This is a genomic window from Halorubrum aethiopicum, assembly GCF_001542905.1.
GTDB lineage: Archaea > Halobacteriota > Halobacteria > Halobacteriales > Haloferacaceae > Halorubrum > Halorubrum aethiopicum.
Genome location: NZ_LOAJ01000001.1, coordinates 552,069 through 566,369, shown reverse-complemented (window position 1 = coordinate 566,369; position 14,301 = coordinate 552,069). Strand labels below are relative to the sequence as shown.

The window sequence follows — 14,301 nt, the reverse complement described above, 5'->3', positions numbered from 1 at the left end:
TCGGGCCTCGAGGAACAGTCACCGATATTAAATCGGGCGTCCGCGTAGGTGGAACCGATGGGTACGCTCAACGAACTGTTCGACCCGGACCGGGTCGCGGTCGTCGGCGCGACGGCCCGCGAGGGCGCGGTCGGCCGCGCCGTCACGTCGAACCTGCTCGCGGACTTCGACGGCGAGACGGTCCCCGTCAACCCGAACTACGACGAGGTGCTCGGGACGCCCTGCGTCGACGCGGTCGGCGACGCCGACGCCGACGTCGCGGTCGTCGTCGTCCCGCCCTCGATCGTGTTGGACGCCATCGAGGCGTGCGGCGAGGCGGGGGTCGGCAACGTCGTCGTGATCACCGCGGGGTTCGGCGAGACGGGCGAGGACGGCGCGGACCGCGAGCGTCGTCTCGCCGAGATAGCCGACGAGTACGACCTGAACCTCGTCGGCCCGAACAGCCTCGGGATCATGTCGACGCCCTCGGGAATGAACGCGACGTTCGGCCCCGAGAACGCCCTGCCGGGCGGGCTCTCCTTCATGAGCCAGTCGGGCGCGTTCGTCACCGCCGTCCTCGACTGGGCCAACGACAACGGCGTCGGCTTCAAGGACGTGGTCTCGCTCGGGAACAAGGCCGTCCTCGACGAGACGGACTTCGTCGACCACTGGGGCGACGACGAGGGGACGGACGTGATCATCGGCTACCTCGAGGGGATCGAGGACGGCCGCGAGTTCATCGAGACCGCCCGCGAGACCGCCGCCGACACCCCGATCGTGGCCGTGAAGTCCGGTCGCACGAGCGCCGGCGCGCGGGCGGCCTCCTCGCACACCGGCACGCTCGCCGGCTCCGAGAGGGCCTACGAGGCCGGTCTCGACCAGGCGGGCGTCATCCGCGCGGAGTCGGTCGACGAGCTGTTCGACGCCGCCGGCATCCTCGGCAGCCAGCCGCTGCCCGACACCGACAGCGTCGCGATCGTGACCAACGCCGGCGGCCCCGGCGTGATGGCGACCGACGCGGTCGGCGACGCCGGCCTCGAGCTGGCCTCGTTCACGAGCGGGACCACGGAGGCGCTCCGCGAGTCGATGCCCGAGGAGGCGAACGTCCACAACCCCGTCGACGTGATCGGCGACGCCGACGTCGACCGGTTCCGCGAGGCGCTCGAGACCGTCATCGCCGACGAGAACGTGGGTGCCGCGCTCGTGTTGGCCGCGCCGACCGCGACCCTCGAGTTCGACGAGCTGGGCGAGGCGGTCCGCGAGACCGTTTCCGAAACCGACGCGCCGGTCGCCGCCTGCCTGATGGGCGGCGACCGGACCCGCGAGCCGAAACGGCGGCTTCAGGCGGCCGGGATCCCCTGTTACTTCGACCCCGCCCGCGGGATCGAGAGCCTCGCGACGCTCGCGGAGTACCGCGACATCAGGGAGCGCGAGTACGCCGACCCGATGTCGTTCGACGTCGACCGCGAGCGCGCCCGCGAGGTGCTCGCGACGGTCCGCGACCGCGAGGACAACCGCCTCGGCGTGGAGGCGATGGAACTGCTCGACGCCTACGGGATCCCCACGCCCGCCGGCGAGATCGTCGACTCGCCCGAGCGCGCGAGCGAGGTCGCGGCCGGGATCGACGGCGACGTGGTCATGAAGATCGTCTCGCCGGACATCCTCCACAAGTCCGACATCGGCGGCGTCGCGGTCGGCGTCCCCGACGCGGACGCGGCGGACACCTACGAGGACCTCGTCACCCGCGCGCGAAACTACCAGCCGGACGCGACGATCCTGGGCGTCCAGGTCCAGGAGATGGTCGATTTAGAGGACGGCGTCGAGACCATCGTCGGGATGAACCGCGATCCGCAGTTCGGCCCGCTCGTGATGTTCGGGCTCGGCGGGATCTTCGTGGAGGTGATGGAGGACACGGCCTTCCGCGTCGCGCCCGTCTCCGAGCCGGAGGCCCGCGAGATGACCGAGGAGATCCGCTCCGCGCCGCTGTTGCGCGGCGCTCGCGGCCGCGACCCGGTCGATCTGGACGCCGTGATCGAGACGATCGGCCGGCTCTCACAGCTCGTCACCGATTTCCCCGCGATCCTGGAGCTCGACATCAACCCGCTCGTCGCACTGCCCGACGCCGACGGCGGCGCGAACGCCGCCGCCGTCGACGTCCGACTCACCGTCGACCCCGAGGAGCTCGACCTCGATGACGGATCCGAAGCACTCGCCCCCGAGGAACCCCACCAATGACAGACACCACCACCACACTCGTCACCGCGACCGGAGAGGGAGCCGGAAAGACCGCCATCACCGTCGCGCTCGCGCGGCTCGCCGCCGACCGCGACGCGAGCGTCGGCTACATGAAACCGAAGGGCACCCGGCTCCAGTCGAACGTCGGCAAGACGCTCGACCGGGACCCGATGCTCGCCCGCGAGGTGCTCGGGCTCGATGCCGAGATGCACCAGATGGAACCGGTCGTCTACTCGCCGACGTTCGTCGAGGGCGCGGTCCGCGGCACGGAGGACCCCGAGGCGCTCCGCGAGCGGATCCGCGAGGAGTTCGACGGGCTCGCCGCCGACCGCGACCACCTCTTCGTGGAGGGCGGCGGCGACTGGACCACGGGCGGCGTCGTCGACCTCACCGACGTGGACGTGGCCGAACTGCTCGACGCGCGCGTCGTGCTCGTGGCCGAGTACGGGACGCCGGGCGACCTCGACGCGGTGCTCGCCGCCGCCGACGCGTTCGGCGACCGGCTCGCCGGCGTCCTCTTCAACAAGGTCGACGACGCCGCCTTCGACTCGCTCGATCACGACGGGATCCCCTTCCTCGAGTCCCGCGGGATCTCGGTCTTCGGGGCGCTCCCGCACGAGAAGGAGCTCGCCGGCGTCACCGTCGCCGACCTCGCGGACGAGCTGGGCGCGGAACTGCTGACCGACGGGCCCACCGACGCGTTCGTCGAGCGGTTCCTCGTCGGCGCGATGGGCGGCGACGAGGCGCTCCGGCACTTCCGGCGCGCCCGCGACGCCGCGGTGATCACGGGCGGCGACCGCGCGGACGTCCAGACCGCCGCCCTCGACGCCTCGGGCGTCAAGTGTCTCGTGCTCACCGGCGGGCACCGCCCTTCGGGCGCGGTGCTCGGGCGGGCCGCGGAGGCCGGAACCGCCGTGCTCGCGGTGAACACCGACACCGCAACCGCGATCGACCGCGTCGAGGAGGTGATAAGCGGCGGCCGGACCCGCGACGCCCGTACCGTCGAGCGGATGGCGGACCTGCTCGCGGCGCACGCGGACGTGGACGCGCTCGTCTAGCTCGGCGCGTCCTCCAGGTCGACGCGTCCCTCGGTCGACGCGTCCTCCGGCCGCAGAGCCCACCCGTCGATCCGCGGCGTGGCCCGTCGGATCGCGTGAGCGTCTGACGTACTGTTTTCAGGGTGGGCGACGAAGGGGGCGTATGACCAGTCTCTCGGAGGCGTACGGGGGGAAGGGACGCTCCGAGGTCGACCCGCGGCGGCTGTCGCTCGGTGCGGGGCTGTTCGTCGGCGGGACGCTGCTCCTCGTCGCGGGGATCCTCGTGGCCGCGGAGGTGCTTCTGCCGAGCGGGTACACCTCCGGGGCGGCGCGACGCCTCGGCGGGATCCTCGGCGGGATCGGCGTGCCGCTCGTCACGCTCGGCGTGATGACGGTGCTGCCGGCCGACCGGCGAACCCGCGCGGCGGCGGTCGTCGGCGCGGCGATCATGACGCTCGGCGTCGCGCTGTTCTCGCAGGCGTACCCGAACCACTGGGTCGGCGGCCCGCGCCCGGAGCTCGTGGACCTCACGCTCCCGACCGCCGGCGTCTACTTCCTCGGGGCCGCGACGACGATGTGGTGCGTCTTCGTCGGCGTCGCCAACTTCAAGACCCGCAACGACCCCGGCGGAACGGTGACGATGGAGGTGACCCACAAGGGGGAGACGAAGGTGATCGAGGTCGAACGCGACCAGGTCGCGGGACTCGGCGGCGGCGTCGGCCTCCTCGGCGGCACCCCCGACGGGGACGTCGAGACGCAGACGAACCGCTCGGAACCGACGGAGACCGCGGACGTCGGCTCCGGGTCGGCCCCCGATTCACGGTCGAAGGACGGCTCCCACTCGGTACCGACCGGCGAGTCCGGCACCGGCCCGACCGGCGGGTCCGCGCCCGCCGACTCGCTCGGTCTCACCTCGGCCGCGCCGTCGGGGCGCAGCGACGGCGGAAGCGCGGAGACGGACCTCTCCTCGCCGCTCGACGCGCCGTCGGAGCCGGACGCGGCGGCCGACTCGTCCGCGCCGAACGGGCCGGAGGGCCCGGAAGCCGGGTCGCCGACGACGGAGGCGGCCGCACGCGACGGCCCCGGCGACGCCTACTGCGGGAACTGCGCGGAGTTCGATTACGTTCGGACGGACGACGGGATGCGACCCTACTGCGGCCACTACGACGAGGTCATGGACGACATGGAGGCCTGCGAGCAGTGGACGCCGCGGTGACCGCCCCATCCGGCTTCGTTGAAATTCTCACGAGTGAATGATTTGGGCCCGTTCCGGTCAATCCAGCCACCTTTTTCATCGTCGGGTGCCCTCGCTCACTGCGTTCGCTTCGGGAACCACTCCTCGAAAAACCTGGAGGGAAAAAGCCGACTCCGCCGTCTTCGACGGCTCCATCGGTGAACCGCTCGCTTCGCTCGCCGATGCTCACTCCAGCCGAAAGAATGAGCGATCGATTGCGGTGGCGCGCCTCCGAGCGAGCCATCGGCTCGCGAGGAGCCCGCGAGGGACGCTGCGAACGAAGTCGTTCGAAAGACCTCCGGTCTTTCGTGATGACGAAAATCTCCGATTTTCGAACCATGAGCAGCGAGGCTGGGGAGGTGTGAGGTGCGGGGTGGGACTCAAAGGGGCAGTCGCGAGGGCGAAGACGCGCGATGCAAGCACCGCAGGGAGCGAGTGAAACGAGCGACCGAGGAGCACAGCGAGCGCATCGAGTCCTCGCGACTGGGGCTTTGGAGATGTTCACCACGTCAGCGACGATCCCATTCTTATCACTCCGATCACACACGAAACATCCGTTCTATTAGCACGCAGGATAGATCGGATGTTTCTGCCAACTAATATTCCGAAAACAAAGTTCCAACGGGATCTCCCGTCCCACGTTCGGCGTTCAGGTCGGCTCCCCGGACGGGAGCTGTGACTCCGCGATCGCGAACGTGAGCGTGCTCAACACCCCGAGCAGCGTCCCGGCCGCGAGCGCCATCGCCAGGTCCGCGAGCGCCAGGGAGGTCACGCCGGGGGCCGCCGGGAGGAAGAAGCCCGACACCGCGTACAACACCACCGCGATGGCGACGACGTAGAAGGGCGCGTTGAGGTACCGCCAGCGGAAGCGCCCGGCGAGGTACTCGTCGGTGATCTGCCCGAGGCTGGAGGTCACCCCGGCGACGGCGAGCCACTGGACGAAGCCGTGGACGAACGCGGTGACGGTCGCGCTCGCGGGGAGGCCCCCGTCCGTGACGCCGCGGACGGCCTCGACGGTCTCCGTCCCCTGGACCCCGCCGACGAGGATCAGCGCGAGCGCGACGACGTACGTGATGAGCGTCACCCGTCCGGCGTAGAGCACGTTCCGGACGGAGTCGGCCGCGCCGTCGACGGTCTCCTCCAACCCCAGCCCCCGGAACAGCGAGTAGAGGCCGACGCCGCCGGATATCAGGCCGAGCACGGCCGCGCCCTCGACGTCGAAGAGGTTCGCGACGACGACGAGCGGGTAGATGAGCAGCAGGATCCCGAGCGGCACGAGGATGGTGCCGCGGGTCTCGGGGTCCGCGAGCACCTGCTTGATGGTGTAGTACAGCGACTCGAGGTCCTGTGCCTGCCTGACGACGACGCGGCGGACCCCGTCGATCCGCATCCGCGAGCGGATCACGGGGAGCACCGACTCGTCCTGTGCGCCGTCGGTGATCACGATGGCCGAGACGTCCTCGCCGGTCGACAGCTCCGCGAGGACGCGGTCGACCTCCGCGCCGACCGCGCGGTTGGCCTTCACGTCCGGGCCGTCGACGCCGGTGACGGCCGCGACCTCGACCGCCTCGCCCTCGGCGGCCAGCTCGTCGTGGACGGTCACGCCCTGGAACAGGACGTTCACGTCGGAGTCCTCGGGGTCGGCGGTGGCGAGCGCGACCGCGGCCTCGGTGACGTCGTCGTCGCCGATGACCGGGGTCGGGATCCCCGTCTTTCGGCCGAGGTCGTCGTCGAGGTCGACACAGAGGACGAGCAGCATTCACCGGGGGTATGCGAGGGGTCGGCATATGCTTTCGGCTCGCAGCGTCGCCGCCCGGAAGGCGGGCGAGTCCCCGACGTTACGCCGGGTCGTGTTCGATCCCGTTCATCATCCGGCGGACGTTCTCGCCGTCGCTGAACGCGGCGGGGTACGCCGCCAGCGGGAGGACGAAGTCCCCGCCGGCTTCGACCGGGCTGCCGACGTGAAGCTCCAGCTCGGTGCTCACGCCCGTTCCCTCGATCTCGCCGTCGACGGTAAACACGACGACCTCCGCGTCGGCGTCGAGCACCGTCGTCGTGTACTCCGACCCCCGTTCGAGCTCGCCGACGTTCTCGTACCGGCTCAAGACGATCTCCGCGAGCTCTCGGGCCTCGAGGTCCGCGACCGGGTTGAACGCCTGACCGAGCACCCGGACCTGCGGCGTCGCCACCGCCGCGAAGACGGCCGCCTGGTACCGCTCGCCGAGCAGCTCGACGGCCTTGTCGTACTCGGCGACGCTGTTCGTCACCCGGACCTCGCGGGTCGTCCCGGCGACCTCGACCTCCCTGGAGACCGTCTCCTCGGTCACCTCGTTGAGCTCGTACCCGCTCTCGTCGAGCGTGGCGTCCCCGACCGTCGCGGTGCCGGCGGTGAACTCGGCGGGCTCGCCGGTGGCGACGTCGAGCGCGGTACAGCCGGCGAGGCCGGCGATCCCGAGCGACCCGGCGGCGGCGAGCGCCCGGCGTCTGGTGACGCTTCCGTCCGCGTCGCCCTCGCCGTCGCGGCCGTCTCGGCTCTCGGTCGTCTCCGGCGCGGTCGTGGTGCGTTCCATACCATCCCTCCGAGCGAGCGGGGGTACATACTTTGTGTTCGCGACCGGCCGGAACCGCCCTCGCGGCCCGTGCGGGGGGTTCACGCCCGAGACGGCGCTTCGGACGCTTTTTCACGTCGGAGCGAGTATCGGGGCGTAGATGATCTCCAAGGGCTGTGAACAGTGCGCCAAGGGCGGCAAGATGGTGCTTTTCGTCTACGGCTACTGTGACCAGCGGGACTGTTTCTACTGCCCCCTCGGGGAGAACCGGAAGAACGTCACCGACGTGTACGCCAACGAGCGGAAGGTGGAGTCCGACGAGGACGTGATCGAGGAGGCCAAGCGCATGAGTGCGCTCGGCACGTCGATCACGGGCGGCGAGCCCCAGGAGGCGATGGCGAAGACGACGCGGTACCTCCGACTCCTGAAAGACGAGTTCGGCGAGGACCACCACACCCACCTCTACACCGGGATCCCCGGCGGCCGCGAGAACATGCGCCGGCTCAGCGAGGCCGGCCTCGACGAGATCCGCTTTCATCCGCCCTTGGAGCTGTGGGGCGACATGCACGGCACGGAGTGGGAGGAGATCCTGTATATCGCCCGCGAGGAGGGGCTCACGCCCGCCTTCGAGATCCCGGGCATCCGCGCGGAGCCGGAGTTCCTCGAGTTCCTCGACGAGGGGGCCGCGGAGTTCTGTAACGTCAACGAGTTCGAGATGAGCGACGGCAACTACCGCCGGATGCAAGAGGAGGGCTTCGAGCTCCAGGAGGGCCACATGTCCGCCGTCGAAGGATCGAAGGACGCGGCCATCGTCGAGGAGATGGCGAGCCACGAGAAGGTGTACTTCTGTACGTCGGTGTTCAAGGACGCCGCCCAACACCGCAACCGGCTCAAGCGGATGGCCCGGAACGTCCGCCGCGAGTTCGACGAGGTCACGGACGACGGGACGCTCGTCTACGGCAAGGCGTTCGCCGCCCCCGAGCGGTTCGAGGCGCTCGGCGTCCCCGAGGAGTTCTACACGGTCAAGACGAACCACGTCGAGGTCGCCTGGTGGCTCCTCGAGGAGATGGTCGAGGACGGAGACCTCGAGGAGGGCGAGATCGTCGAGCAGTACCCGACCGTGAACGGGACCGTCGTCGAGCGGACGCCGGTCGCGTAGGGACCGTCGCCGTTCCGCGTCGCGCCGCCGTCGACGCGCGCGGGATTTTTATCGGACCGCTCACAACGCGCGAGCGATGCCCTCCACCCTCCCCGAGGACCCCAGCCTCCGGCGTCGCCTGCTCGTCGCGACCGCGCTGGTCGCCGTCCTCCCGTTCGCGTTCATCTACGCGTTCGTGTTCGTGACGAACCAGATCGTCCTCCCGCTGTTGGAGTGGCAGGGGGGCGGCCCCTACCACGGCCGGGTGTACGTCGACCCCCTGTTCGCGATCGTCGTCGTCGCCGGCGGGCTGGCGCTTCAGGCGTGGAAAGGTCCCTCGATCGTGCTCGGCAGCGTCGGGGCCCGCCGCGTCGACGCCGACGAGTATCCCGACCTTCACGCGCGCGTCACGCGTCTGGCGCGGACGGCGGACGTCGAGCCGCCGGACGTCGCGGTCGCGCACAACGACGCGCCGAACGCGATGGCCGTTCAGGGCCCCCGCGGCGCGGTCGTCGTCGTCACCACGGGGCTGCTCGACGCCCTCGACGAGCGCGAGCTGGAGGCCGTGGTGGCCCACGAGGTGTCACACCTCGCCAACGACGACGCCACCGTGATGACCGTGGCGTGGCTGCTGCCGACGGTCACCTACTACCTCGCGACCGCGGCCGCGTACGTCATCTACGGGATGGCGCGGACGATGGGCCACGGCGGCGACGGCGACGGCGGCGACGGCGCGGCGAAGGCGATCATCGTCCTGCTCGTCACCGCGGTCGTCACGCTCGCGGTCTCCGCGATGTTCTGGGCGGCGAGCGTGCTCGTCCACCGGGTGCTCTCGCGGTACCGCGAGTACGCCGCCGACCGGGGCGCGGCCGCGATCACTGGCGACCCGACCGCGCTCGCGAGCGCGCTCCGGGCGCTCGACGAGCGGATGGCGGACGTACCCGACCGGGACCTCCGGTCGCTCGACGGCGGCGCGGAGGCGCTGTACGTCGCACCCCTGGAGGGGAGAGCCTTCACCGACGCGGAGCTGGTGTCGACGGACGTGTTCCCGGCCACGCACCCGTCGACGGCCGATCGGATCGACCGGCTTCGGGAGATGGCCGGGGAGCTCGAGCGATGATGAACCGACGACGATTGCTCGCCGCGCTCGCGACGGGGTCGGCGGCGAGCCTGGCGGGCTGCGGGTACGCCTACGGCGGCGGCGACGTCCGCGCCCGCGAGCTCGCGGGCGGGTCGGGCGTCTTCATGGCCGGCTGGAGCGCCCACGCGACCGCCGGGGACCGGATCGCCTTCGCCGAGTCGGGCGATTCGCCCTTCGAGGGCGAGCGGACCGCCGTCGACGTGGTCGACCGCGACGCCGAGGCGATCGGGTCCTTCCGGCACGACCGGTTGAGCGTCGGGCTGGCGCTCGGCTCCGCCGGGGAGCGGGCGTACCTCCGCGAGTCGACCGGGAGCGTGGTCGCCGTCACGCCCACGGACGACGACGCGGCCGGGACGGCCACCGCCGGCGACGAGACGGGAGACGGCGACGAGACGGGGGATGGCAATGAATCCGGCGACGGGAGCGGGTCGGGCGGCGGAACCGCCGACGACACCGACGCCGACCGCGTCGACGACGCGGACGGGAGCGACCCCGACTTCTCGCCGCGGGTCGACGCGCCCGACTGGCGGGCGTCGATCGCCGACGCGGCCGGGAAGTCGACGGGCGACTGGGTGGGGACCGATCCCGTGGAACGGCGCGAGTCGGAGCCGATCGCGGCCGACGGACTGGGCGCGTACGTCGGGAGCGGTTCGGTCGTGATCGCCGCCCGAGAGGGTGAAGTCGACTGGGCGGTCGAGGTCGGTGGGGAGGTCCGCGGGCTGTGGTGTGGCGACTCCGGCGATTCCGGCGATTCCGGCGGTTCGGACGGACTCGACGGCGTCGTCGTCGCGGCGGCCGACGCGGTCGTCGCGCTCGCTCCCGACGGCTCCCGCCGATGGCGTCGCGAGTCCGGGACCGGATCGGCCCTCGTCGTCGACGGCGACCTGGTCCTGCTCCGCGAGGGCGACGATCTGCTCGCGCTCACGCGTCCCGACGGCGCGGAGGCGTGGCGGACCGGGGTCGGCGGCGGCGGTCCGCCCCCGACGGTGACGGGCGACCGCGTCGCCGCCGTGAGCGGGGGCACGCTTCGCGTCCTCGACCGGGACTCCGGCGACCCGCTGTGGCGGAGCGGGATCGCACCCGCCCGCGACCGACGCCGCTCCCTCGTCACCGACGCGGGGCGCGCGTACTTCGTCGACCGGGACGGGGAGGCGGTCGCGGTCGGTTCCGAGGATTCCGGCGGCGGCCGGGTCTGGACGCGGGAACTCGAGATCCGATCGTCGACGGTCGTCGACGGCTGGATCGACGGCGACACGGTCGCGTTCGCGTTCGACACCGGCGAGTTCGTGTGGCTCCAGCGGTACGACGAGGACCCCGGACTGCTGTGAGGCTCGCCCGGGACCCCGTCGCCGTCCCACCACGCTTTTCGCACCCGGCCGTCTACGTCGACGCGATGAACGCCGTCACGCTCGGTCCCGCCGGCACGTACTCCCACCGCGCGGCGCGGGCCGTCGCCGCAGAGGTGTCGTTCCGCGAGTCGGTCACCGCCATCGTCGACGCCGTCGCGAGCGGCGAGTTCGAGCGGGGGGTCGTCCCCATCGAGAACAGCATCGAGGGGTCGGTCTCGGAGAGCCTCGACGCGCTCGCCGACCACGAGGTCGCGGTCACCCGCGAGGTCGTCACTCCCATCCGGCACGCGCTGCTCGCGCAGTCGCCGGAGTTCGAGCTCGTCGCCAGCCACTCGCAGGCGCTCGCGCAGTGTCGCAACTGGCTGGAGGCGAACCACCCCGACGCCGGGCTGGAGGCGGTCGCCTCGACCGCCCGCGGGGTCGAGCGCGCCCGCGAGGACGCCCGCGTCGCCGGCATCGGCCACCCCGACAACGCCGGCGACGACCTCGAGATCCTCGCCGCGGACATCCAGGACCGCACCTCGAACGCGACCCGCTTCCTCGTGGTCGGACCGACGAGCGCGCGCTCGGAGGCCGGCGGGAAGACCACGCTCATCGTCTACCCGAACGCCAACTACCCCGGCCTCCTGCTCGAACTGCTGGAGGCCTTTGCCGACCGAAACCTCAACCTCTCGCGGATCGAGTCGCGCCCGAGCGGCGAGCGCCTCGGCGACTACCTCTTCCACTTCGACGTCGAGGCCGGCCTCTACGAGGACCACATGGCGAAGGCGGTCGAGGACATCGAGGCGATCGCCGACAACGGCTGGGTCCGGGTGTTGGGGTCCTACGACACCCAACACGTGCTGGAGTAGTCACACGGTCGGGCCTCGTTCGTCCGCCTCGCGACCGCGTCCCTCCGTCTCCCCTGCTGGACGACGCCGTCCGCCCTCACCACTCGTCTTCCCACCAGTCGTCCGGTCCGGATTCGGCTCTGGCCCGGTTCGCCTCCTTTCTCCACTCCTGGTACTTCTCCTCGTGTTCGACGTCGAACTCGTCGAGGCGTCGGCCGGCCGGATACGGCCGGTCGCTCTCCTCGTAGTGGGACAGGATCTCGCCGGCCGCGTTCCGTAGCCCGGCAACCCGCGAGTCGCGGAGGTCCCGTATCGCCTCCTTCGCGCTCTCGTCGTTGGCGGCGAGTTCGCCCAACGCGAGCACCCCCCACAGTTCGGACTTGCTCCCTTGTGGGTCGAGCATCTCGACGACCTTCGGGGCGTATCGCTCCGCGCTCCCGGGAAGCTCCCGGCTGATGTGCGCCAGGACGAGGGCCGGGATCGTCCAGAAGCGCTGGTGTCGCGGCCGCCAGTCGTCGAGCGCGACGCCCTCCCGCTCGCGGTCCGGGTCCAGTTCCGCCAGCAGCGTCTCCTCGTACGCCCTGGCCTCCAGGGGGGCGTCGCGCGCCAACCGCTCGACGACCAGCAGCAGTTGCTTGTTCCGGTGTTGCGAGTAGAGGCCGAACAGGCGCTCGTACACCTCCCCGTCCCCGCAGTCGAGTCCCGACCAGAAGTTACCTCGCCTCCCCGGGTTCCTGGTCGCGTCGAACAGGCTGTCGACCAGCGTCCTCGCGGTCCCCCGGTCGACCGACGGGTTCCCCTCGAGAAGCTCCATGACCCTCGTTGCGCTCGGCGAGTCCTCGCGTTTCGCCAGCAGCTCCAGTTCCCCCGGCGGCTCGCTCGAGTACAGTCTGCGTCCCGTCAAGGCCAGGAACCCCAGGAACAACGCGGACATCGCGAGGCTCTTGACCGCGTCGCCTCCCCCGACGGCGTCCAGGACGGCCAAGGCCAGCCCGCCGACGAACAGGTACACGAGGAAGTACAGCGCTATCATTCGGAGCTGACTCTTGACAAACCAGTAGTAGCGTGTGAGCCGGTTCATATGGATGACTCTCCTTGTTATAAGTTGACATTTGCCAACATGTGTGATAAAACTTCGGCGGGCCGTCGTCGCCGCGGATCCGCCCTCGGCGAGCCGAGCGGGCCTACTCGAACCGGTACGTCGCCCCGTCCGGGCCGTCCTCGATCTCGACGCCAACGTCGCGGAGCGCGTCCCGGAGCTCGTCGGCGCGCTCGTAGTTGCCGGCCTCGCGCTCGGCCTCGCGGACGTCCAAGACGAGTTCGACTACGTCGCCGGCGAGATCGACGTCGCCGTCGGTGGGGGTCTCGAACTGGAGCCCCAACACGTCGCCGCCGAGTTCCTCGAACGCCTCGACGGCCTCGCGGAGCCCGCGGTAGTCGTAGGGGGGCTCCGCGTCGACGTGGCGGTTCACGGCGTCGGTGAGTCGTAGCAGGGCCGCGGTCGCCTCCCGGAGGTTGAGGTCGTCGTTCATCGCCGTCTCGAAGTCGTCGCGGGCGTCGGCGACCGCCCGGCGAAGCCCCTCATCGACCGTCTTCGCGTGCGCGTCGACGGAGTCGAGCGCGTCGACAGCGCGCTCGTGGGCGCGAGAGAGCCGGTCCCACCGTTCCTCGGCCTCCGCGATCGTCTCCTCGGTGAGCGCCTGCTCGGAGCGGTAGGCCGCCCCGGCGTAGAACGTCCGGACGGCGTTGACGCCGAGCTCGTCCAAGGCGTCCGGGACGGTCCAGAAGTTGCCGATCGAGGAGGACATCTTCTCGCCCTCCATCGCCAGCAGGCCGACGTGGAGCCAGTGGCGGACGAACTCCTCGCCGGTCGCCGCCGTCGACTGGGCGATCTCGTTCTCGTGGTGCGGGAAGACCAGGTCGCGCCCGCCCATGTGGATATCGAGAGTGTCGCCGAGGTGCGTCGTCGACATCGCGGAACACTCCACGTGCCAGCCGGGGCGACCCTCGCCCCACGGCGACTCCCACGTCTCGCCCTCGGGGACCGCGTCGCCGTGGTCGTGTTTGGCGTGGTCGCGCGCGGCGGTCTCGCTCACCCCGCCGGCCTTCCAGAGCGCGAAGTCCGCGGGGTGGCGCTTCTCCGACCGCTCGTCGGGTTCGCCCTGCGCCTCCAGCTCCTCGACGTCCTGGTTCGAGAGCGTGCCGTAGTCGTCGAACGTCGTGACGTCGAAGTAGACGGAGCCGTTCGACTCGTAGGCGTACCCCTTCTCGACCAGCGTCTCCACGAGGTCGAGTATCTCCGGGACGTGCTCGGTGACGCGGGGGTACACCTCCGCGCGCAGCAGGTTCAGCCCGCGCATCGCCTCGAAGGTGCGCGCCGTGAACGTCTCGGCCACGTCCCGCTCCTCGGTCCACTCCTCGCGTTCGCCCACGCGGGCCGTGATCTTCTCGTTGACGTCGGTGACGTTCTCGACGTGGCGCACGTCGTAGCCGAGGTGCTCGAGCCACCGGTGGAGCACGTCCGCGTGGAACCAGAGGCGGGCGTGCCCGAGATGCGGGTCGTCCGACACCGTCAGCCCACAGACGTACAGCGTGACGTCGCCGTCGGCCGTGAACTCGACGCGCTCGTCTTCCAGGGTGTCGGTAACGACGAGACTCATTACGCGCCGGTACCCGCGGGGAGGCTTTGAAATCGTCGGATCGTCGTCGGATCATCGCCGGAGCGGGGTGTTCGAACCGGCTCGATCGGGTCGGCCCGCCCGAAGGCTACAACGAGAGCGTGAGTCTCCCGACGGGTTATGACGCCGGA

At 70.8% G+C, this 14,301-nt stretch carries 11 protein-coding genes; 7 read left to right on the top strand and 4 right to left on the bottom strand.

Annotation, left to right across the window (positions count from 1 at the left end; all coding sequences use genetic code 11):
• Positions 1-57 precede the first annotated feature (57 nt).
• The 3 genes from AXA68_RS02720 (at position 58) to AXA68_RS02710 (ending at position 4,467) form a co-directional block, all read left to right on the top strand.
• Complete coding sequence (locus AXA68_RS02720; RefSeq protein WP_066412470.1) at positions 58-2,214, top strand: acetate--CoA ligase family protein; 2,157 nt, start codon at positions 58-60, stop codon at positions 2,212-2,214.
• Complete coding sequence (locus tag AXA68_RS02715) at positions 2,211-3,272, top strand: phosphotransacetylase family protein (RefSeq protein ID WP_066412463.1); 1,062 nt, start codon at positions 2,211-2,213, stop codon at positions 3,270-3,272. The genes AXA68_RS02720 and AXA68_RS02715 overlap by 4 nt, the downstream gene beginning before the upstream one ends.
• Positions 3,273-3,414: 142 nt before the next feature.
• Positions 3,415-4,467, top strand: coding sequence for a DUF7139 domain-containing protein (locus AXA68_RS02710; RefSeq protein WP_066412457.1), 1,053 nt, complete (start codon positions 3,415-3,417; stop codon positions 4,465-4,467).
• A 667-nt stretch (positions 4,468-5,134) separates the two neighbouring features.
• On the opposite strand, the gene AXA68_RS02705 is transcribed toward AXA68_RS02710, so the two are convergent.
• Complete coding sequence (locus AXA68_RS02705; RefSeq protein WP_066412455.1) at positions 5,135-6,244, bottom strand: DUF373 family protein; 1,110 nt, start codon at positions 6,242-6,244, stop codon at positions 5,135-5,137.
• Positions 6,245-6,323: 79 nt separating this feature from the next.
• Positions 6,324-7,055, bottom strand: coding sequence for a DUF6517 family protein (locus tag AXA68_RS02700; RefSeq protein WP_066412452.1), 732 nt, complete (start codon positions 7,053-7,055; stop codon positions 6,324-6,326).
• A gap of 139 nt (positions 7,056-7,194) precedes the next feature.
• On the opposite strand from AXA68_RS02700, the gene AXA68_RS02695 reads away from it, so the two are divergent.
• The 4 genes from AXA68_RS02695 to pheA all read left to right on the top strand — a co-directional run bounded on the left by AXA68_RS02695 (position 7,195) and on the right by pheA (position 11,513).
• Positions 7,195-8,193 carry a radical SAM protein gene (locus AXA68_RS02695; protein ID WP_066412449.1) on the top strand — a complete coding sequence of 333 codons (999 nt, stop codon included), beginning with the start codon at positions 7,195-7,197 and terminating at the stop codon, positions 8,191-8,193.
• Positions 8,194-8,269: 76 nt separating this feature from the next.
• On the top strand, positions 8,270-9,292 hold the full coding sequence (locus tag AXA68_RS02690; RefSeq protein ID WP_066412446.1) for a M48 family metalloprotease: 1,023 nt from the start codon (positions 8,270-8,272) through the stop codon (positions 9,290-9,292).
• Positions 9,292-10,641, top strand: coding sequence for a PQQ-binding-like beta-propeller repeat protein (locus AXA68_RS02685; RefSeq protein ID WP_157884769.1), 1,350 nt, complete (start codon positions 9,292-9,294; stop codon positions 10,639-10,641). Before AXA68_RS02690 ends, AXA68_RS02685 begins: the two co-directional genes overlap by 1 nt.
• A gap of 65 nt (positions 10,642-10,706) precedes the next feature.
• Positions 10,707-11,513: a prephenate dehydratase gene (gene pheA, locus AXA68_RS02680; RefSeq protein WP_066412437.1), complete on the top strand. Its 807-nt coding sequence runs from the start codon at positions 10,707-10,709 to the stop codon at positions 11,511-11,513.
• A gap of 76 nt (positions 11,514-11,589) precedes the next feature.
• Here the strand turns inward: pheA and AXA68_RS02675 are convergent, their stop codons facing one another.
• Together AXA68_RS02675 and cysS are read right to left on the bottom strand one after the other, a co-directional pair.
• Positions 11,590-12,573: a hypothetical protein gene (locus AXA68_RS02675; RefSeq protein ID WP_066412435.1), complete on the bottom strand. Its 984-nt coding sequence runs from the start codon at positions 12,571-12,573 to the stop codon at positions 11,590-11,592.
• Between the two features lie 103 nt (positions 12,574-12,676).
• Entirely contained in the window at positions 12,677-14,152 is a 1,476-nt protein-coding gene (cysS, locus tag AXA68_RS02670) for a cysteine--tRNA ligase (protein WP_066412433.1), read from the bottom strand.
• Positions 14,153-14,301 lie beyond the last annotated feature (149 nt).

Excerpts from the sequence above, each read along its gene's own strand:
- pheA (WP_066412437.1), top strand. The coding sequence starts at position 10,707 with ATGAACGCCGTCACGCTCGGTCCCGCCGGCACGTACTCCCACCGCGCG.
- cysS (WP_066412433.1), bottom strand. The coding sequence starts at position 14,152 with ATGAGTCTCGTCGTTACCGACACCCTGGAAGACGAGCGCGTCGAGTTC.
- AXA68_RS02685 (WP_157884769.1), top strand. The coding sequence starts at position 9,292 with ATGAACCGACGACGATTGCTCGCCGCGCTCGCGACGGGGTCGGCGGCG.
- AXA68_RS02705 (WP_066412455.1), bottom strand. The coding sequence starts at position 6,244 with ATGCTGCTCGTCCTCTGTGTCGACCTCGACGACGACCTCGGCCGAAAG.
- AXA68_RS02710 (WP_066412457.1), top strand. The coding sequence starts at position 3,415 with ATGACCAGTCTCTCGGAGGCGTACGGGGGGAAGGGACGCTCCGAGGTC.
- AXA68_RS02690 (WP_066412446.1), top strand. The coding sequence starts at position 8,270 with ATGCCCTCCACCCTCCCCGAGGACCCCAGCCTCCGGCGTCGCCTGCTC.
- AXA68_RS02715 (WP_066412463.1), top strand. The coding sequence starts at position 2,211 with ATGACAGACACCACCACCACACTCGTCACCGCGACCGGAGAGGGAGCC.
- AXA68_RS02700 (WP_066412452.1), bottom strand. The coding sequence starts at position 7,055 with ATGGAACGCACCACGACCGCGCCGGAGACGACCGAGAGCCGAGACGGC.
- AXA68_RS02675 (WP_066412435.1), bottom strand. The coding sequence starts at position 12,573 with ATGAACCGGCTCACACGCTACTACTGGTTTGTCAAGAGTCAGCTCCGA.
- AXA68_RS02720 (WP_066412470.1), top strand. The coding sequence starts at position 58 with ATGGGTACGCTCAACGAACTGTTCGACCCGGACCGGGTCGCGGTCGTC.
- AXA68_RS02695 (WP_066412449.1), top strand. The coding sequence starts at position 7,195 with ATGATCTCCAAGGGCTGTGAACAGTGCGCCAAGGGCGGCAAGATGGTG.